The sequence below is a fragment of the Amycolatopsis benzoatilytica AK 16/65 genome (assembly GCF_000383915.1).
In the GTDB taxonomy this organism is placed as follows: Bacteria; Actinomycetota; Actinomycetes; order Mycobacteriales; family Pseudonocardiaceae; genus Amycolatopsis; species Amycolatopsis benzoatilytica.
Map to the genome: position 1 here is coordinate 5,748,367 of NZ_KB912942.1, position 19,497 is coordinate 5,767,863.

Annotated in this window: 17 protein-coding genes; 5 read left to right on the forward strand and 12 right to left on the reverse strand. The window is 70.7% G+C overall.

Annotated features, from left to right (window positions below; translation table 11 throughout):
* The first annotated feature begins 4 nt into the window (after window positions 1-4).
* Entirely contained in the window at window positions 5-1,522 is a 1,518-nt protein-coding gene (locus AMYBE_RS42375; protein ID WP_020662407.1) for a DUF1349 domain-containing protein, read from the forward strand.
* Here the strand turns inward: AMYBE_RS42375 and AMYBE_RS0126430 are convergent.
* Window positions 1,419-2,228 (reverse strand): uroporphyrinogen-III synthase, encoded by an 810-nt coding sequence (locus AMYBE_RS0126430; protein ID WP_020662408.1) that lies wholly within the window; start codon window positions 2,226-2,228, stop codon window positions 1,419-1,421. The genes AMYBE_RS42375 and AMYBE_RS0126430 overlap by 104 nt on opposite strands.
* On the reverse strand, window positions 2,221-3,198 hold the full coding sequence (locus AMYBE_RS0126435; protein WP_020662409.1) for a helix-turn-helix transcriptional regulator: 978 nt from the start codon (window positions 3,196-3,198) through the stop codon (window positions 2,221-2,223). The genes AMYBE_RS0126430 and AMYBE_RS0126435 overlap by 8 nt, the downstream gene beginning before the upstream one ends.
* Before the next feature lie 62 nt (window positions 3,199-3,260).
* On the opposite strand from AMYBE_RS0126435, the gene AMYBE_RS0126440 reads away from it, so the two are divergent.
* The 4 genes from AMYBE_RS0126440 to AMYBE_RS46370 all read left to right on the forward strand — a co-directional run bounded on the left by AMYBE_RS0126440 (window position 3,261) and on the right by AMYBE_RS46370 (window position 5,932).
* Entirely contained in the window at window positions 3,261-3,656 is a 396-nt protein-coding gene (locus AMYBE_RS0126440) for a DUF3224 domain-containing protein (protein ID WP_020662410.1), read from the forward strand.
* An 11-nt stretch (window positions 3,657-3,667) separates the two neighbouring features.
* Window positions 3,668-4,789 (forward strand): winged helix DNA-binding domain-containing protein, encoded by a 1,122-nt coding sequence (locus tag AMYBE_RS0126445; RefSeq protein WP_020662411.1) that lies wholly within the window; start codon window positions 3,668-3,670, stop codon window positions 4,787-4,789.
* Window positions 4,790-4,975: 186 nt separating this feature from the next.
* On the forward strand, window positions 4,976-5,716 hold the full coding sequence (locus AMYBE_RS42380; protein WP_020662412.1) for a prenyltransferase/squalene oxidase repeat-containing protein: 741 nt from the start codon (window positions 4,976-4,978) through the stop codon (window positions 5,714-5,716).
* Between the two features lie 48 nt (window positions 5,717-5,764).
* Complete coding sequence (locus AMYBE_RS46370; RefSeq protein ID WP_020662413.1) at window positions 5,765-5,932, forward strand: hypothetical protein; 168 nt, start codon at window positions 5,765-5,767, stop codon at window positions 5,930-5,932.
* A 175-nt stretch (window positions 5,933-6,107) separates the two neighbouring features.
* Here the strand turns inward: AMYBE_RS46370 and AMYBE_RS0126455 are convergent, their stop codons facing one another.
* The 10 genes from AMYBE_RS0126455 to AMYBE_RS0126500 all read right to left on the reverse strand — a co-directional run bounded on the left by AMYBE_RS0126455 (window position 6,108) and on the right by AMYBE_RS0126500 (window position 19,494).
* The gene (locus tag AMYBE_RS0126455; RefSeq protein WP_020662414.1) at window positions 6,108-7,235 is read right to left on the reverse strand and encodes a uroporphyrinogen-III synthase; all 1,128 of its coding nucleotides are present in this window, start codon (window positions 7,233-7,235) and stop codon (window positions 6,108-6,110) included.
* Window positions 7,232-7,564 carry a nitrite reductase small subunit NirD gene (nirD, locus tag AMYBE_RS0126460; protein ID WP_020662415.1) on the reverse strand — a complete coding sequence of 111 codons (333 nt, stop codon included), beginning with the start codon at window positions 7,562-7,564 and terminating at the stop codon, window positions 7,232-7,234. The genes AMYBE_RS0126455 and nirD overlap by 4 nt, the downstream gene beginning before the upstream one ends.
* Window positions 7,561-10,065, reverse strand: a complete 2,505-nt coding sequence (gene nirB / locus AMYBE_RS0126465; RefSeq protein WP_027928030.1) for a nitrite reductase large subunit NirB — start codon at window positions 10,063-10,065, stop codon at window positions 7,561-7,563. Before nirB ends, nirD begins: the two co-directional genes overlap by 4 nt.
* A gap of 1 nt (window position 10,066) precedes the next feature.
* On the reverse strand, window positions 10,067-11,404 hold the full coding sequence (locus AMYBE_RS0126470; RefSeq protein ID WP_020662417.1) for a nitrate/nitrite transporter: 1,338 nt from the start codon (window positions 11,402-11,404) through the stop codon (window positions 10,067-10,069).
* Window positions 11,405-11,427: 23 nt separating this feature from the next.
* Window positions 11,428-12,852 (reverse strand): FAD-dependent oxidoreductase, encoded by a 1,425-nt coding sequence (locus AMYBE_RS0126475; RefSeq protein ID WP_027928031.1) that lies wholly within the window; start codon window positions 12,850-12,852, stop codon window positions 11,428-11,430.
* Window positions 12,849-14,885: a molybdopterin oxidoreductase family protein gene (locus tag AMYBE_RS0126480; RefSeq protein ID WP_020662419.1), complete on the reverse strand. Its 2,037-nt coding sequence runs from the start codon at window positions 14,883-14,885 to the stop codon at window positions 12,849-12,851. The genes AMYBE_RS0126475 and AMYBE_RS0126480 overlap by 4 nt, the downstream gene beginning before the upstream one ends.
* Window positions 14,886-15,000: 115 nt before the next feature.
* Complete coding sequence (locus tag AMYBE_RS0126485) at window positions 15,001-15,798, reverse strand: TIGR02569 family protein (RefSeq protein ID WP_020662420.1); 798 nt, start codon at window positions 15,796-15,798, stop codon at window positions 15,001-15,003.
* 182 nt (window positions 15,799-15,980) lie between these two features.
* Window positions 15,981-17,162: an adenylyltransferase/sulfurtransferase MoeZ gene (gene moeZ / locus AMYBE_RS0126490; protein WP_027928032.1), complete on the reverse strand. Its 1,182-nt coding sequence runs from the start codon at window positions 17,160-17,162 to the stop codon at window positions 15,981-15,983.
* A 98-nt stretch (window positions 17,163-17,260) separates the two neighbouring features.
* Entirely contained in the window at window positions 17,261-18,427 is a 1,167-nt protein-coding gene (locus AMYBE_RS0126495) for a DUF3152 domain-containing protein (RefSeq protein ID WP_020662422.1), read from the reverse strand.
* A gap of 80 nt (window positions 18,428-18,507) precedes the next feature.
* Window positions 18,508-19,494 (reverse strand): alpha/beta fold hydrolase, encoded by a 987-nt coding sequence (locus tag AMYBE_RS0126500; protein ID WP_020662423.1) that lies wholly within the window; start codon window positions 19,492-19,494, stop codon window positions 18,508-18,510.
* Between the last annotated feature and the right edge of the window lie 3 nt (window positions 19,495-19,497).

The window sequence follows — 19,497 nt, forward strand, 5'->3', positions numbered from 1 at the left end:
GCACATGCCGATCACCGACTCGCTTCGCACCGCCTGGCGCGCGTTCCGCCGCCCCGGCCGGCTGTTCACGCTCGCCGCCGCGGTACTGGTCGTCCTCGCCTACGGCCTGCTCTTCGCCTTCGGCAACCATCAGTCGTGCGCCGGCCCGTGCCAGCCCCTGCCCCAGTCGGCGGACGGCGCTCCGGTCAACGACCAGTTCTGGTTCCTGCACCGCGACCTCGGCCGCGACGGGGAGATCACTGCCCGGCTGACGGCGATGACTGGGACGATCACCTACCCGCCGCCGAATCACGACCAGATCGTGCCGGGGCTGGTGCCATGGGCGAAAGCCGGGCTCATCGTCAAGGACGGCGTGCGGCCGGGCAGCCAGTACGCCGCGCTGATGCGGACCGGCAGCCACGGCGTGCACTTCCAGTCCGGTTACACGAACGACGTCGCCGCCGCCGGCACCGGTCCGTGGCTGCGCCTCACTCGAGCGGGCAACACCATCACCGGTGCCGAGTCGGCCGACGGCCAACGCTGGACGCCGGTGGCGACGGTCGTGCTGGACGGCTTGCCGGACACCGTGCAGGTCGGTCTCTTCGCGACTTCTCCGGGCGACTTGAGCCTTCGCGAAACCGGCCTGGGCGGCGCTACCGAACAGGTCCGCTTCACCCAGGCAGCGGGCACCTTCGACACAGTGACCGTCCGGGGCGGCGCGGCCGGACTGTGGCGCAGCGAGCCAGTCGGCGAGATGAACCAGACGGACTGGGAGAAGTACCACCAGCCGTCCGGCGCGGTCGAGCGAGCCGGTGTCGTCACCGTCAGCGGCACGGGGGACATCGGCCCCCGCACGGCCGGTCCGGACAGCCCGCAGAAAGCGCTGCCCGGATTGACCATCGCGGTACTTCTCGTCCTGGTTGCCGCGGCCCGCTTCGGCGCCCGCTCCGAACGGCCGGAACTCGCCGCGCGCGGGACGGTGGTCGCCGCGGCGGGGTTCGGCACCGGGCTCCTGTCCGTCGGCATCCTCCTCCCGATCAGCCGGGCGATCCTGCGGGGCAACGGGATCCCGGTGGCACCGATTCCGCTGTGGACGATGACCGGACTGGTCGCGGGCATCGCCGCGGCACTGGCCCTGTGCGCCGTGTTCGCGTTCGGCCTCGGCGCCTGGCTGCGCCGCGGCTGGCTCGCGTCGGCGGTCGCGACGCTGCTGGTCGCCGTGCCCTACGTCGTGACGACGTTTCCGCTGCTGCCCGACCCGATCGCCGATTGGCTGCTGCGGCTCACCCCGGCCGCGGGGTTCTCGGCGGCTCAGACCGCCGTCGAGTACCCGCAGGTCACCGCCCATTACGCGGCCTCCGCCGGCTACTTCCCGCTGCCCGGCTGGGCAGGCCTGCTCGTGCTCGGCGGGTTCGCCGCGCTGGCGAGCGTCGCCGCCGCTAGCCGCCGTAACGGCTCACGATCAGCTTCACCAACGCCCCCAGCCGCTGCCGTTCCGGCTGAATCGTCCGCACCCCCGCCGCCTCCAGCGGTGCCGCGGTGACCGGTCCGACGCACGCGCAGACGACCGCGCCCTCGCGCAGCGCCGCGCGAAGCTCCTCACCGTGCCCGGAATCGTCAGCCAGGTTCAGGAAATTCGTCGCGGCCGGAGCGCTGGTGAACACCAGCGCCGCCAGCTCTCCGGCCACCACCTCGCGAATCAACGAGAACACCGGCTCCCGCTCGGGCGGCGAATGCCACCGGTACGGCTGCACGGCGAGCACCAACGCCCCCGCTGCGGCGAGCGGCTCGGTGAACTCGGGCAGGGTCGCGCCGTGCAGCTGCACGGCCACGCGCGCGTCGGCGACCCCGGCAGCGGCAAGCGCGCCGAACAGTTCTTCGTTGCTCTCCCCCGGTGCCGAATACTCCTCCCGCAGCCCGAGCCCGCGCACCGCTCCGACAGCCTTCGGACCGCGCGCGAAGATCCGCGACGGGCCCAGCGCGGTCAGCAACGAGTCGCGCAGCCCCCAGCTCTCCGCCGCGTCCAGCCAGCCGCGGAACCCGGCTCCGGTCGTCACCGCGGTGAACTCGACCGGTGCGGCGAGCACGTCCTCGGTGGCGCGGCGCAGATCCGGGTCGTCGGCGAGCGGGACGATGGTGATCGTCGGTGCGTGGCGCACCTGCGCGCCGTGCCGTTCCAGCGCGCCGATCAAGTCGTCGGCGCGGCGCTCGGCCGTCACACCGATCCGCACCCCGTCCAGCTCAGCCATAAACCCTGCCCATCTCCTCGATCGCAGCGGCCAGCTCGGCCCGCAATTCGGCCGGTTCGAGCACTTCCAGGTGCGCCCCGAACCGCAGCAGCTCGCCGATCGCCGGCTCGCCGCGTTCGACCGGCAACGCCAGCGTCAGCCAGCCTTCGGCGTCCGGCTCCGCCCCGGCGGCCGCCGCCTCGCGCAGCGCCCGGGCCCCGACGCTGCCAGCGTAGAACGGCAGGAGAGCCTGTGCCCGGGGGGAAAGCCGGACGGTTGCGGTGCGCGGGTACATCCGGCGCTCGAACTGCTCGGACCACTCCTGCCAGTACCCGGCGAGATCGAACTCCGCCGGCCGCTCGAACTCCTCGCCGAGGTCGGTCAGCGCGTGGATCCGCGAGATCCGGTAGGTGCGATCGGTCCCCTCGCACCGCGCGGCCAGGTACCAGTTGCCTGCCTTGAGGATCAGCCCCAGCGGCTCCAGGACCCGCTCGACCTCGTCGTGTCCCCACCGTTCGTACCGGACGCGGATCCGGCGTGCCGACCACACCGCGTCGGCGACCGCGGACAGCGTCGGCAGGCTTTCGATACCGCGATGCCAGCCGGGAACGTCCAGGTAGAACCGCTCGGCGACGCGGCCGGCCCGGCTGCGCAACTCCTTCGGCAGGGCGGCGTACAGCTTCAGCTGCGCGGCCGCGAGCACCGTGCCGAGGCCCAGTTCAGCGGCCGCCACCGGGAGCCCGGCCAGCGCCAGCGACTGGGCTTCTTCCTCGTTCAGCCCGGTCAGCCGCGTCCGGTAGCCGTCGACCAGCTGATAGCCGCCGCTGCGACCCCGGTCGGCGTAGACCGGCACGCCGGACGCGGACAGCGCCTCGATGTCCCGGTACACCGTCCGGACGGAAACCTCCAACTCAGCCGCCAGTTCCTCGGCCGTCATCCGGCCGCGGTTCTGCAGCAGAAGGAGCACGGTGAGCAGACGGCCGGCACGCATCCGGCAAGTATGCCCGGAATACCTGACACAAGATGGCAGGTATCACTGATTGAGTAGCGGCCATGAACACGTTCAGCACGAAAAAATGGGACGAGCACGTGGCGAGCGGAAAGGAAGGCGGCCCGCGCGTCGCGTACGTGCACGCCGAGATGGAGTACTCCGGTGCGATCGAGGGTGCAGCTAGTGCCGACTACCTGCTGTACTACCCGGGCGAAGGGTACGACGGCGGCACGCACACGTCGCCGGGCTACGACCGGTTCGACGCCACCGTGGACGGCCGCCGCGGCACCTTCGTGGTGCGGCACGAATGGGCGTTCGACGCGCAGGGGATCGGCTCGAAGTTCGAGGTCGTAGCGGGCTCCGGTACCGGCGAGCTGGCCGGGCTCAGCGGCACCGGCACCACGCACGGCGTGCTGGGCGAGCCGGCGGTGTCCTACACCTTCGACTACACGCTCTGAAAGGGGCTCGGATGCTGGACGTGCCGCGCAAACAGGCATTGGCGTACCGGATCGCCGAGCAGGGGCTGCTCCGCACGGTCGCCGATCCGTACGAGCTGCCGCTGCTGGACCTCGGCCTGCAGGACAGCATGCGCGACACGGCCTTGCTCTCGCTGGCCGCCCGGATGCCCGGCCCGGTGCGACCGGAGTCGCTGGCCGACGATCGACGGCTCGCCCTCGTGTGGTCGCACCGGGGCGCGCCGCACTTCCACCGGCGCACCGACCTGCCCGACCTGATCACCGCGCTGGTCCCGGTCAGCGACGCCGACGCGCTGGCCCGGATGTTGTGGCAGCAGAAGGACCTCCGGGCCGCCGCGGTGCCGGCGACGGAAATCCTGTTCACCACCGCGCGGGCGATCCGCAAGGTGGTCGACAAGCCGATGACCAAAGGTGCGGTGAGCACCGAAATCACGAAGCTGATCCCGCCGTCGTACAGCCGCTGGTGCCGAGGCTGCAACGCGACCCACGTCCACGAACAGCTCATGCGGCTGGCCGCGCTGCACGGCGGCACGCGGCTCGAGGCCGGCCAGACCCCGGCGACGCTCGCGCCGCTGGAGGAACGCGGCCGGATATCCACCCGGCCGGTTCCGGCCTCGGTTTCCCGGGTGCTCGCGCAGTACCTGCGGTTCAACGGGCCGGCGACACCCGGGGACGCCGCCGGTTTCGTCGGCACCGCGAGGACCTGTCTCCGCGACACCTGGCCGGAATCCGCGGTCACCGAGGTCACGGTGGACGGCCGGAGCGCGTTCGTGCCCACCGACCGGCTGCCCGCATTGGAGAATCCGCCCGACCCGGCCGGAGTGCGGCTGCTGCCGCCGCTCGACCCCTACACTCAAAGCCGGGACAAGGCGGTGCTGGTGCCGGACAAGGGACGGGCGAAGGAAGTCTGGAAGATTCTCGGCAGCCCGGGTGCGCTGCTGGTCGACGGCGAGATCCTGGGCGTCTGGCGGACCAAGGCGGCGGGCAAGCGGCTCGCGTTCACCATCTCCGAGTTCGACCCGCTGCGCCGGGCCGATCGGGAAGCCGCCGAGGACGAGGCCGCCCGGGCCGCCGCCGCCCGCGGCTATTCCGGCATATCCGTCAGCTGGGCTTGACCAGATCCAGGTCCGGACTAGCGCAGGTCTCACGTGGCGCTGTCGTGATGCCTGAGCGGCCGCCCAGTTGCCGGTTCGTCCGTGAAGGGCCATTGAGGGAATCCAAGTCCCTCAAGGGGCCCTTCCCGGCCAGGCCAGCGGATCGTTCGGCGCGCACCACTTGAGACAAGCGCCAGAGTCTCGAGCATGCTGACCTGGCTCCTCGATTCGGACCCCGCGCTCCGCTGGCAGGTGGAAAAAGACCTGGCCGGAGCGCCACCCGAAGTGTGGACCGCCACCCGCCACCGCATCGCGGCCGAGGGGTTCGGCGCCCGGCTGCTCGCCCGGCAGGACCCGGACGGCCAATGGGCAGGCGGCGCTTACGTTCCGGCGAACTTCCAGGGCGAGTCGAGCGTGGCCGGCGGGCAGCCCTGGACGGCCACCACGCCCTCGCTCACCACGCTGCGCGAGTGGGGGCTGGACCCGGCGGTGCTGCGCGAGCGGCACACCGCCGAGCTGCTCGCCGAGAATTGCCGTTGGGAGTACGACAATCTGCCGTACTGGGGCGGCGAGGTCGACGTCTGCATCAACGCCTGGACGATCGCCAACGGCAGCTGGCTCGGCGTCGATGTTTCCGGTCTGGCGCAATGGTTCCTCGAGCATCGCCAGGAAGACGGAGGCTGGAACTGCGCCTGGGTCGAAGGATCGAAGCGCTCGTCGGTTCACTCCACCCTGAACGCGCTGAAGGGCCTGCTCGCCTACGAGGTCGCGACCGGCGGCACCGGCGAAACTCGCGCCGCCCGCCGCGCGGGCGAGGAGTACTTGCTGCAGCGGCGGCTGATGTACCGGCTTTCGACCGGCGGGCAGATCGCGCCTTGGGTGGATCACTTCGCGTACCCGATCCGCTGGCACTACAGCGTGATCAGCGCCGTCGAATACTTCCGCTAAGCCTCGCTCGTCGACGAAACTCCGCCGGACCCGCGGCTGACCGAAGCGGTGGAACGGATTCGCGCCGCCCGGCAACCGGACGGAAAGTGGCTGCAGGGCGGCCGGCTGCCCGGCGACGTGTGGTTCGAAGTCGACGTTCCGGCCGGCGAACCGTCGAAGTGGCTGACCCTCTACGGAACCCGGATCCTGTCCTGGTGGGACGCCGCGCGGTCCTAACCGGACCGAGCGCTCCTCATCCGACCACAGCCACGGCCGAACAGCTTCGCCGCAACGGTTGCAGCCTTCGGATGTCCGTGAAGGGCCCATTGAGGGACTTGGATTCCCTGAAGGGGCCCTTCACGGACGAGCCGCACACGCTGGCAACCGCACCAAGTGAGAGCCCGCTCACTCGCTAGCCGATCATCGCGGGGGCGTCGCCGGGATTCACGGCCAGCCGGTAGCCGCGCTTGACCACCGTCTGCACCATCCCGCTGCCGCCGAGCGCGGTCCGCAACCGGCCGATCGCCGTCTCCACCGCGTGTGCTTCGCCGCCGCCGGGCAGTTCCGCCGACAACTCCCGTCGCGAGACGACGCGACCGGGCTGCCGAGCGAGAGCGCGCAGGAGGGCCATCGGCGCGGGCGCGACCTCCCGCCAATCACCGTCCACCAGCGCGCCCGTTCCCCGGACCTGCAACGCATGACCGGCGGCGTACAGCGTCGGCGACTGCTCAGTCAGCGCATCGGCGACCGACCGGGCCAATGCACCGATCCGCGACCGTCGCGGTTGGACGGTCGGGATGCCCAGCGCGGCAAGCGGCGCCGCGGCGACCGGCCCCACGCACGCCGCCACCGCTCGTCCGCTCAACGCCTCTACGAGCGCGGCCAGCCGGCCAGTCCGCCGCGCGACGGCAACCGTCGACGCCGCCGCCGGTGCGCTGGTGAACGGAAGCGCGTCGACAGTCCCTTCCAGCACCGCGTCGAGGAGCCGATCGAGCGGACCCGGATCCGTCGGCGCCACCCAGCGATACACCGGGATTTCGATCACTTCCGCGCCCGCTTGCCGAAGCTGCGCGGTGAAGTAGGGCAACGGCTCGCCGTGGAGCTGCACCGCGATCCGCCGCCCGGCCACCCCGGACTCGACCAGGTACTGCGCCAGCTCGGCGCTGCTCTCCGACGCGGGCGAATAGCTCTCCGCCAGCCCCGCCGCCCGCACCGCACCCGCCGCCTTCGGCCCGCGAGCCAGCAACTCCGCGCCAGACAGCTGTTCGAGCACCTTCTCCCCGATGCCCCAGCCTTCCGCGGCTTCGATCCAGCCGCGGAAGCCGATCCCGGTCGTCGCCACCACGAGATCGATCGGCGATTCCAGCAACCGGGTCGTCGCTTCGCGCAGTTCGGTGTCGTCGGCCAGCGGGACGATCCGGATCGCCGGCCCGTACCGGACCGCCGCCCCTTGACGCACGAACAGCGCGCCCAGCTCTTCGGCCCGGCGCGCTGCCGTGATTCCCACCGTGAACCCGGCCAGCGGCCGGACGTCGGTCACGGCGAGCCCACCTCGACCACGCCGTCTCGCACCCGGACCGGATAGACCGGCACCGAACGCTCTTCCGCGTCCAGACACTGGCCGGTCAGCAGCGAGAACCGTTCCTTGTAGACCGGCGAAGCGACCACCGGCTCGCCCGCCGCGTCCCCGACGATTCCTCGCGAAAGGACCGCCGCACCGCTGCACGGGTCCCAATTGGACAGTGCGTACCAGCTGTCCGCTACCCGGAACACCGCTACTTGCTGGCCGTCGACCAGCGCCGCGACCCCGGAGAATTCCGGAACTCGCACCGCCGGGCACACCGCCGTCCACATCGCCGTCGTGGTCATCGCCGCACCTCCGGAACTCCCAGCAACACCGGGATCTTCTGCTCCCGTTCCGCCCGGAACGAGATCGACGGATCCGGCGTGCCCGGCGCGTTCACGAACGAACTGAACCGCTGCAGTTTCTCCGGATCTTCCAGCACCCCGCGCCATTCGTCGGCGTAGTCGTCGACGTGTTTCGCCATCGCCGCGTCCAGGTCCTCGCCGATGCCGAGGCTGTCGTCCACGATGACCGCGCGCAGGTGGTCGAGCCCGCCGTCCAGCTCCTCGATCCACGGTGCGGTGCGCTGCAGCCGATCCGCGGTGCGGACGTAGAACATCAGGAACCGGTCGATCGTGCGGATCAGCGTCTCAGTGTCCACATCGGACACCAACAGCTCGGCGTGCCGCGGCGTCGCGCCGCCGTTGCCGCCCACATAGAGGTTCCACCCGTGCTCGGTGGCGATCACGCCGAAGTCCTTGCCGCGCGCCTCCGCGCACTCCCGCGCACACCCGGAGACCCCAGCCTTGAGCTTGTGCGGCGAGCGCAGTCCGCGGTACCGCAGCTCCAGCTCGATCGCCAAGCCGACGCTGTCCTGCACCCCGTACCGGCACCACGTCGAACCGACGCACGACTTCACCGTCCGCAGCGACTTCCCGTACGCGTGGCCGGATTCGAAGCCCGCGTCCACCAGCCGGCGCCAGATCTCCGGCAGCTGGTCGACAGTGGCCCCGAACAGGTCGATCCGCTGCCCGCCGGTGATCTTCGTGTACAGCCCGAAGTCCTGCGCCACCTGCGCGATCACCATCAGCTTCTCGGGCGTGATTTCGCCGCCGGGGATCCGCGGCACCACCGAGTAGCTGCCGTTGCGCTGCATGTTCGCCAGGAACCGGTCGTTGGTGTCCTGCAAGGTGGCCTGCTCGCCGCCGAGAATGTGCCCGTTGCCCAGCGTAGCCAGGATCGAGGCCACCGCCGGTTTGCAGACCGCACATCCCGTTCCCGTGCCGTATCGGCGCACCAGTTCGCTGAACGTCGTGATTCGCGTCGCTTGAATGATCTCGAACAGCTCCGCGCGGGACTGCGGGAAGTGTTCGCACAACGCCTTCGACTGCTCGACCCCGCACGAGTTGAGCAGCTTCGCCAGCATCGGCACGCACGAACCGCAGGAAGTCCCGGCCCGGGTGCACGCCTTCAGCTTCGCGACCGAGTCGCAACCGTCCGCTTTGATCGCGTGCGTCAACGCACCCTTGGAGACCCCGTTGCACGAGCAGACCTGCGCCTCGTCCGGCAGCGCGTCCACCCCGACCGCGGCTCCCCCGCCGGCCGGAGCGAGCAATGCTCCCGGCTCGGCGGGCAGCTGCCGGCCGACCAGCGCCCGCAACGTGTTGTACTCCGTCGCGTCGCCGACGAGCACACCGCCGAGCAATGTCCGTCCGTCGTCGGTCACCACGAGCTTCTTGTACGTTCCCGCCACGGCATCGTTCACCGCGACTTCCAGCGCACCTTCGGTCGCCGCGTGCGCGTCGCCGAAACTGGCGACGTCCACGCCCATCAGTTTCAGCTTCGTCGCGGTGTCCGGCTCGGGGAAGCTCGCGGCACCGCCGGTCAGCTGGGCGGCCACCACCTCGGCCATCGCATACCCCGGCGCGACGATGCCGTACACCCGGCCTTCCACCGCGGCGCACTCGCCGATCGCGTACACCGCCGGGTCGCTCGTCCGGCAGGTCGCGTCGACCAGCACACCGCCGCGTTCGCCAAGGTCCAAACCGGACTCCTGGGCGAGATCGTCGCGCGGCCGGACCCCGGCGGAGAACACCACGAGGTCGACGTCCAGCTCGGTGCCGTTGCCCAGCCGGGCCAGCAACCGCGTGCCGTCGGCTTCGATCGCCTCGGTGGACGTTCCGGTGTGGACAGTCACGTCGAGCTCGGCGATCAGCCGCCGCAGCAATCCGCCGCCGCCGTCGTCGACCTGCAACGGCATCAGCCGCGGTGCCATCTCCACCACGTGCGGCGACAGACCCATGTCCCGCAGCGCCTTCGCCGCCTCCAGCCCGAGCAGGCCGCCGCCGATCACCATCGCCGCCCGACGGCCGCGCCCCTGCTTCTCGGCAGCGGCGCGAATGGCGTCCAGATCGTCGATCGTGCGGTAGACGAAAACGCCAGGCAGGTCTCGCCCCGGCACCGGCGGCACGAACGGACGCGAGCCCGTCGCCAGCACCAACGCGTCGTAGGGCTGCACGTGACCGCTGGCGGTGGTGACCGTTTGGCTGTCCCGGTCGATCGAAACAGCCGCTTCGCCCAGCCGCAGCTCGACCGCGTCATCCCCGGCATAGTCCGCGCCCGGCAGGGCCAACGCGGCCGGATCCCAGCTGTCCACATAGGAGGTCAGCGCGACCCGGTCGTACGCCGGCCGGTTTTCCTCGGACAGCACCACTACCCGCCACTCGCCGGCCGGGTCCGCCGCGCGGAGAGCTTCCACGAACCGGTGCGCGACCATGCCGTGCCCGGCGACCACTACTGTAGGCATCTCAGACCTCCGCTCCTGCCAACGCCACCTGGGCCCGCACCGCCGGCTTCCGCAGGTAGCCGAACCACGTCACGCCCACGCAGACCGCGTAGAACACCAAGAACCCGACGAACGCCGGAACCCCGCTGTGCGCCGAGGCGAACGACTGCCGGAACGCCAGGTTGATGAACAACCCGCCCAACGCGCCGATCGCCCCGGCCAGCCCGATCAACGCACCGGACAGCCGCCGCGCGTTCCGCAGTTCGGTCGCCTCGTCCGCGCCGGCTTCGATCGCCGCCCGCGCCTTCGCCTGGAAAATCGCCGGGATCATCTTGTAAGTCGAGCCGTTCCCGATGCCGGTCAGCACGAACAGCGCGATGAACGCCCCGGTGAACCACGCCAGCGAATCCGCCGACGAAGCCAGCAGCAGCACCACCGTCGCCGCCGCCATCGCACCGAAGGTCGCGAACGTGATCCGCGCGCCGCCGATCCGGTCCGACAGCCAGCCGCCGACCGGCCGCGACAACGAACCCAGCAGCGGACCGAGGAAAGTCACCGCCGCGGCCTGCAGCGGCGTCCGGCCGAACTGGTTCTGCAGCACCAGTCCGAACGCGAAGCTGTAGCCGATGAAGGACCCGAAAGTGCCGACGTACAACAGCGACATGACCCAGGTGTGTCCAAATCGGACCACCTCGCGCATCGCCTTGGTGTCGCCGCGGACGGTCGAAAGGTTGTCCATGAACAACGCCGCGCTCAACGCGGCGAGCACGATCAGGGGAAGGTAGATGTAGAGAACCAGACGCGGAGCGGCCGCACCGGCGGTGCCGATCACGAGCAGCCCGACGAGCTGGATGACCGCGACGCCCAGGTTCCCGCCGCCGGCGTTCAATCCGAGGGCCCAGCCCTTGTGCCGCTCAGGATAGAACGCGTTGATGTTGGTCATGGACGACGCGAAGTTGCCGCCGCCGACGCCGCCGAGGGCCGCCATCAGGATGAACGTGCCCAGCGATGTCCCGGGGTGCAGCACCACCGCGGTGAGCACCGTCGGCACCAGCAGAATCGCCGCGCTGAAGATCGTCCAGTTGCGCCCGCCGAAGCGCGCGACCGCGAACGTGTACGGAATCCGCATGACCGCGCCGACCGCCGTCGGCGTGGACACCAGCAAGAACTTGTCCGCCGCGGAGAACCCGTACTTCGGGCCCATGAACAGGACGACGACCGACCACAGAGTCCAGATCGAGAAACCGATGTGCTCTGACAGCACCGAGAACCACAGGTTGCGGCGAGCGACGCGCTTGCCGGTCTGTTCCCAGAAGTGCTCGTCCTCCGGATCCCAGTGCTCGATCCAGCGTCGGGTCATGACGTCCTCCTCGGTACCGGGATTCATTGCGCGGCCAGCCAATCGGCGACCGCGCCCACCGTGTCGCGGCAGCTGCCGCATCCCGTAGTGGCGCGGGTAGTCCGGGCAAGAGCGGCAGCGTCGGTGGCGCCACCTCGCCATGCTTCGATCAGTCGTCCCTTGGTCACCGCGTTGCAGCGGCAGATCACCGTGGACGAAGGCAGGTCGGCCGGGCTCGCCGCGGTCGGCGCGCCGGCTGGCAGCGCACGGCCGAGCAGCAGCGCCAGCCGATCCTCCGGCGCCGGTGTCCCACGGTCGTGCAGTTGCGTCACCGTCGCGGCAGCGTCCGGCAGCCCGAGCAAGATCGCACCCGTCACCCGTTCCCCGCGGACGACGAGCTTCCCGTACCGGCCGCCGGACGGATCGTCGAAGGTGACCACTTCGACGTCGTCGTCCGCACTGGTCACGTGGGTTTCGCCGAGCGCGGCGAGATCGATGTCGCGCGCTTTGAGCCGAGTCACCGTGCGCGTACCGCGATAGCGCGCGGCGGTGTCGGTGCCGGTCAGCAGGTCCGCGAGCACCGTCGCCTGTTCCCAGGCGGGCTGCACCAGCCCGGCCGGTGCGCCCGGATGCCGCGCACAGTCGCCCAGCGCGTGAATCCGGCCGTCGCTGGTCCGCAGCAGGTCGTCGACCAGTACGCCACGGTCGACCTCCAGGCCGGCCGCTTCCGCGAGCGCGGTCTCCGGCCGCACCCCAGCCGCGACCACGACCAGGTCCGCGGGCACGAAACTGCCGTCGTCGAGTTTCAGTCCGTCGCCGGGCAGATGCCGCGCCGCCGAAACCTCGAACCGGAACGACACGCCCAGCTCCGCCAGCCGGCGCGCCAGCACCCGGCCGGCCCCGGAATCCAGTTGCCGTTCCAGCACGTGCGACCGCGGATGCACCACGGTCACGTTCGCGCCCCGCCCGGCCAGCCCGCGTGCCGCCTCCAGCCCGAGCAACCCGCCGCCGAGCACGGCCACCGGCGCTCCGGGCTGCGCGGCCGCCAGAATCCGCGCACAGTCGTCCAAGGTGCGGAACGCCACCACTTCCGGCCCCAGCTCAAGCCCTTCCACCGGCGGCAACCACGGCGCGGCCCCAGTCGCCAGCACCAAGGTGTCGTACGGAAACTCTTCGCCGTCGGTCACCACCACGCGCCGCGCCGGGTCCAGCCGGGTCACCTGGGTGCCCAGCCGCAGATCGACCAACGTCCGCGACGCCCACTCCGCGTCGTGCAGCCGCACCGTCTCCGCGCTCATCCCGCCAGCGACCACAGTGGACAACAGCACCCGGTTGTACGCGGGATGTTCTTCCTCGCCCAGCACCGTCAACCGGACCCGGTCCGCACCCGGGTCGCGCCGCCGGATCTCCTCCGCGAGCCGGGCACCCGCCATGCCGTACCCGACGATGACCACCTGTCGCGCGCTCATCGGTCCGCCCTCTCCAACGACACCGCGGACACCTTGAACTCCGGCATCCGGCTCACCGGATCGAGCGCCGGGTTGGTCACCAGATTCGCGCGCCCCGCACCGGGAAAGTGGAACGGCAGGAACACCAGATCGACCCGCATCGACGGCACGCACCGCACCAGGGCGACCGTTTCTCCGCGCCGGGATCGGACCACCGCGCGATCGCCCTCGGCGAGTCCGGCGCGCGCCGCCGTGTCCGGGTGCACTTCCACGAACATCTCCGGCACCACCGCCGTCAGCTCCGCGATCCGCCGGGTCTGTGCGCCGGACTGATAGTGCGGCAGGACCCGCCCAGTGGTGGCTTGCAGCGGAAAGTCGTCTGACGGCCGCTCCGCAGGTCCGCTGTGCTCGACCTCCGCGAACCGCGCCCGCCCGTCTGGATGCGCGAACCGGTCGAGAAACATCCGTGGCGTACCGGAGTGCTTGACTGCCGGAACCGGCCAGTGCAGAGCCTCGCCGCCGCGCAACCGCGCGTAGCTGACGCCGGAGTAGTCCGCGGTGCCGCCCTCCGACGCGGTGCGCAGCTCGTCGAACACTTCCTCGGCGACAACCGGGAATCGCTCCGCCGGCTGGCCGACCCGGATCGCCAGCTCCTGCAGCAACGCCAAGTCGCTGCGTACCCCGGCCGGCGGTTCGACCGCTTTCCGCCGCAACAGAACCCGGCCTTCCAGGTTGGTCAGCGTCCCGTCCTCCTCGGCCCATTGCGTCACCGGGAACACCACGTCCGCCCGTGCCGCGGTCTCCGAGAGGAAGAAGTCCGCCACCACCAGAAGATCAAGGCCGCGCAACCGGTCCTGCACGCGGGCCGACCGCGGTGCCGACACCACGACATTGCTCCCGAACACCAGCAGCGCCTTCACCGAGTCGCCGGCTGCTTCGAGCAGCTCCACCGCCGACCGCCCCGGCCCGGGCAGGCTTTCCGCCGGCACGCCCCACACCGAGGCGACGTGCGCCCGCGCGGCCGGGTCGTCGATCCGGCGATATCCCGGCAGCTGGTCCGCCTTTTGCCCGTGCTCGCGGCCGCCCTGCCCGTTGCCCTGTCCGGTCAAGCACCCGAACCCCGACCCGAGCCGTCCAGGGAGCCCCAGCGCGAGGGCGAGATTGATCCACCCGCCGACCGTCGCGGTACCGGATGCGTGCTGTTCCGTCCCGCGCCCAGTAAGCACGTACGCGTTGCCCGCCCGCGCCAGCAACTCGGCCGCGCGCCGCTGATCAGCCGCCGCGACCCCGGTCACCCGCTCGGCTCGTTCCGGCCACCAGGTCGCCGCGATCCGCCACATGGCGTCGAAGCCGGCGGTTCGGGTGTCCACATAGGACTTGTCGAGGTGCCCTTCGGCCACCACCGCGTGCAGAATCCCCAGCGCCAATGCGAGATCGGTCCCCGGGGCCGGCGCGAGGTGCAGTGCGGCCCGCTCCGCGGTCGGCGTCCGGCGCGGGTCGACCACGATCAGCTCCGCACCCGCCAGGTGCTGCATGAACGGCGGCATCGTCTCCGCCGGGTTCGCCCCGGCCAGCAGCACCGTGTCCGCACCGCCGAGGTCGGTGACCGGAAACGGCAGCCCGCGATCCGCCCCGAACGCCCGCAGCCCGGCCGCCGCCGCGGACGACATGCAGAACCGGCCGTTGTAGTCGATCTGCGCGGTGCCCAGCGCGACCCGGGCGAACTTACCGAGCAGGTAAGCCTTTTCGTTGGTGAGCCCGCCCCCGCCGAACACCGCGACCGAGTCCGCGCCGTGTTCCTGGCGCAGCGAAATCAGCCGTTCCGCCACGAAATCCAGCGCTTCGTCCCAGGAAACCGGCTGTAATTCCCCGTCGCGGCGGAGCAATGGCGTGGTCAGCCGGTCGGCCGACTCCAGCAAGGTCCCGGCGGTCCAGCCCTTCTGGCACAGTCCGCCCGCGTTGACCGGAAATTCGCGCGGCGTGACACGCGTGCCGGCCAGGCGCATCCCGCACTGCAATGCGCAGTACGGGCAGTGTGTGTCGACGTGCGGCACAGGCGCTCCTCGGGTCGGCGATGACCCGACGGTAAGGACGCAGTGTTACCGCAATATGCCCGAATGTTTCCGGCAGTTGACATTGCCCGCCGTCCAGGACGGCGTCCGCGGTGAATCAGAGGATGGCGCTGACCTCGCGCGCCGCCACTCGCAACCCGTCCAAGCCCGCGTTCGTGGCGTGCGGGTCGAGTGCGTGCGAAGCCAGCCGGAACAGCACCGCACGCAGCAGCAATTGCGGCCACTCGGGCAGATGCGCCCACCGTTCCAGCAACGCCGCGGTCGCCCCGCCCCACACGAGCGAGTCCACCGCGGCGATGGCCGCACCCCACTCGCCAGGCCGGTAATACGGGACGAAATCGACCACTCCCGGCGCCGCGTCGCCGTCGAAGAGCAGCCCGGCGAGCAACTCGCCGTGCGCCACCTGAAGCGGCAGCTTCACCGGCCGCCGCGACGGAGCCAGAATCTCGAACCAGCGCCCGCCCTTGTCCTCGGGCAACGCCCGATCCAGATCTTCCCAGGCGATCCGGTCCGCGATGGCGTCCCGGTCGTCGCGCCCGGAAAGGAAATCGGGCCGGGGCAGGTCCGCGGTGGCCCGATGCAACCGCACCGCGGCCAGCACGGCTTCGTCACACCGATGCTCGGCGGTCCCGGAAACCTGCCGCCACGCCGACCACCCGCCGACGATCCACCGCCCGTCCCGCGACCGCACCGGCTTCGCGATCCGCAACCCCGGGTCGTCCGCGAAATCCAGCGCCCGCGCGGTCCACAACGCCTGCGACCGGTCGCCAACCGGCTTGAACACCACGTCGCCGCTGAGCCAGGACTCGGAGTCCGGTGCCAGCGTCACGACGCCGGCATCGCTGCCGAAGGCCGCGCAGACACGGTCGGACGGACGTTCGAGGGTTGAGCGCACAAAGGAAGAGGCTACCCCGCCGAGCCCGCAATCCCGGCCAGACTCGCTGGTCACACCCGGTTTCGACAGCGCACCAAACCCGGCCGCCACGAAGCCGTGAAGGGCCCCTTGAGGGACTTAGATTCCCTCAAGGGGCCCTTCACGGACTGCCGATATGTCAGTGAGCCGGTCGGAATGCCGTCTCAGTAGGTCGGCAAGCTGGGATCGATCTGCCGAGCCCAGGCCAGCACCCCGCCGCCCAGATGGGTCGCGTCCTTGAATCCCGCCGCGTGCAGCGCCGCCAGCGCTTCCGCCGACCGAGCACCCGACTTGCAGTGCAGCACGATCGGACGGTCCTGCGGCAGCTCGGCCAACGCCTCCCCGGACAGGATCCGGTCCTTCGGGATCAACGTCGCGCCCTTGATGCTGACGATCTCGTACTCGTGCGGCTCGCGGACGTCGATCAGCGCGAACTCCTCGCCGCCGTCGAACTTCGCCTTGAGCTCCGCCGGCGTGATCGTGTGCCCGGACGCGGCCGAAGCCGCCTCGTCCGACACAACGCCGCAGAATGCGTCGTAGTCGATCAGTTCGGTGATCTTCGGCGTTTCCGGATCCTTGCGGATCTTCACCTCGCGGTACTTCATCTCCAGCGCGTCGTACGAGATCAACCGCCCGAGCAGCGGCTCTCCGATGCCGGTGATGAGCTTGATCGCCTCGGTCACCATGATCGAGCCGATCGACGCGCACAGCACGCCCAGCACGCCGCCTTCGGCGCACGACGGAACCATGCCCGGCGGCGGCGGCTCCGGGTAGAGGTCGCGGTAGTTGAGGCCCTTGCCGTTCGGCGCGTCCTCCCAGAACACGCTGACCTGGCCTTCGAACCGGAAGATCGAACCCCACACGTACGGCTTGCCGAGCAGCACCGCGGCGTCGTTCACCAGGTAGCGGGTGGCGAAGTTGTCCGTGCCGTCGACGATCAGGTCGTACTGGGCGAAGATCTCCAGCGCGTTCGCCGACTCCAGCCGCTCGGTGTGCAGGTGCACCTTGACCAGCGGGTTGATCTCCGCGATCGATTCCTGCGCCGACGCGGCCTTGAGCTTGCCGACGTCGGACTGGCCGTGGATGACCTGGCGCTGCAGGTTCGATTCGTCGACGACGTCGAAGTCGATGATGCCGAGCGTGCCCACGCCGGCCGCGGCCAGGTACAGCAACGCCGGGCTTCCGAGCCCGCCGGCACCGATGACCAGGACCTTCGCGTTCTTCAGCCGCTTCTGCCCGACCACCCCGACGTCCGGGATGATCAGGTGACGGCTGTACCGGGCCACCTCTTCCTTGGTGAGCTCGGCTGCCGGCTCGACGAGCGGCGGCAGTGCCGTGTCTGACATCGGGTCCTCCATACTCGCGCGGGTCGCATTGTCGATCCCAGTGCCTTCAACGCTCGTTCGCAAGGGAGACTTCCCCGCTCCCAGATGATGGGACGTCGTTACTGGGCGGGCGGCGTCGGGTTCGGCCACGCGTTGGGCTTGCACACGCGGTGATCCGCGGCGACCTTGCCCTTGTCGCCGCCGGGGATGTTGTTGAGCATCGCGACGTAGTCGTCGGCGACGCCGAACGACTGCTGCATCATCACCGGCGCGGGCTGGTCGTTTCCGGGGCAGCCCACGTGATTGTTGCCGAGCGCGTGCCCGACTTCGTGGTTGATGGCGTACTGCCGGTACCCGGTCATGTCCGGGCCGTAGACCTTCGCGCCGCGCACCCAGCGGGACAGGTTGATGAGCACCCGGCCCATGCTGCGCCGGTAGCAGGAGGCTTCGAATTTGATCTGGAACCCGCACGCGTCCGGCCGGTGCGTGGTGTCCGGAGTGGTGAGACTCACCCGGAAACTCGGGTTCGGGTAGCTCGCGTCGACCCGCTGCAACCGGATCTCGCCGTTCCACGTCCAGCTGCGCGGGTCGGACAGGATGCCCTGCACCGCGGCGCCGAAGCTGTCGTCGCCGGCGTAGCTGGACGGGTCGATGCCGTCCTCGACCTCGACCGTGTAGGTGTAGAGCTTCCCGGCCTTGCCGACGACCGGGCTGGACCCGGGGACGACGTGCCAGGTGCCCTTGCCGGTCTGGCTGAAGTCGCCGCCGGTCGGCAGTTCCGCGGTCGGCACGTTGAGGTTCACCGGCTGTGCCGGGTTCTCCGGGATGCCGCCGCCCCCGTCGATCGCGCCCGCGGCGGAGTCGCCGGACGCGGTCTCGCCCGCGGTCGCGGTGCCCGGTTCGGCCGGGCTGGTGGCGGTGTTCACCGCGACCAGGATGGTGATCACGGCCAGGATCGGCAGCGCGTACACACGCCAGCCGTAGGTCTTCACGAACCGGGCGAACGGTGACCGCGGCTTCTTCTTCGCCGGGCGGCGCTCGGCGCCGTCCTTGGGCTGCCAGGCCGCGCTGAGCGGTTCCGCTCGGGTGCGCCGGGAGCCTGGCCGGTACCGGTCCTCGCCGACCCGCTGGGCGGGCTGCTTCTCCGGACGGTACTGGCCGACCCGCGGAGAATCGGGGTCTGAGCTGGCGGTTCGCGACGACGAAGAAGAACCCGAACGCCGCGCCGACCCCGCGGTCGACGACCGCCGGTCCCTCGCTCCCGCGTCCTGCTTCAGCCGATCCACCGACCCAGGGTGCCACACCACGGCCAGGTTCCCAGCAGCGACTGGCGGGCGCCTCGACGATCCGCCATCCCCCGTTCGGACTACCAGGAGCCGTTGTCCGCGCTCTCCCACAGACCGAGCACCGCACGTGCCACCACCTGCGGACGCTCCATCTGGGCCACGTGCCCGGTGCGCGGGAGCACGAGCATCCGGGCCCGCGGAACGGCCTGCGCGGTACGGGGCGCCCGCCGGACCGAGATCACCCGGTCGTGGAGGCCCCAGACCACCAGCGTGGGTGCCTCGACCTGCTTGGCGACCGACCACAGCGACGCGGAACCGAGCGCGGTCCAGCGCCGGAAGATGCCGAACGTGCTGCGCTCCATCGCGGCCAGCGCCCACGGGAACCCGGCCCGCGCGGCGTGCTCCTCGACCAGCTCGTCGAGCCGGGCGTCCGGGAATCGCGACGGATCGTGAAAACACAGCTTGATGACCTGCGCGGCGCGTTCGCGCGCGGTCAGTCCGGCCATCCGCCGCCGCACCCGTGCACCGACCACCGGGAGGTACGCCAGCGCCATCAGCGGATCCGACAGCCGGCGCGGGTCCGGGCGGCGATCCGGCATCGCCGGGGAAATCAGCGTGAGAGTTCTCACCAGCTCCGGCCGCTGCGCCGCGACGAGCAGAGAGATCGCGCCGCCCATCGAGTTGCCGAGCAAGTGCACCGGCTCGCCGAGCCGTTCGAGATGCCGCGCGACGACCGCCGAGTGGTGGTCCAGCCCGAAACCGAACCCCGACTCCGGCTCGGAGAAACCGAATCCGGGCAGGTCAACGGCGTGGCCGGCGGCGGTCGGCGCGAGCAGCGCGGCCAGGTCGGTCCAGTTCGTGGCCGATCCGCCGAGCCCGTGCACGTATACCGCGGGAGTGCCGTCCGGGCCGGGCGTGTGCCGGACGTGCAGGCCGTTCTCGACCGTCCCGGGCCACGGCGGCACCGCCCCGTCGAGCGTCGGCAGCGGCGTAGTCGACAATGGCACCTGGGTCACGGGCGGGCGGACCGCCGCCGCGACCGGGGTGCGGGAGGTCGTGGTCGTCACCAG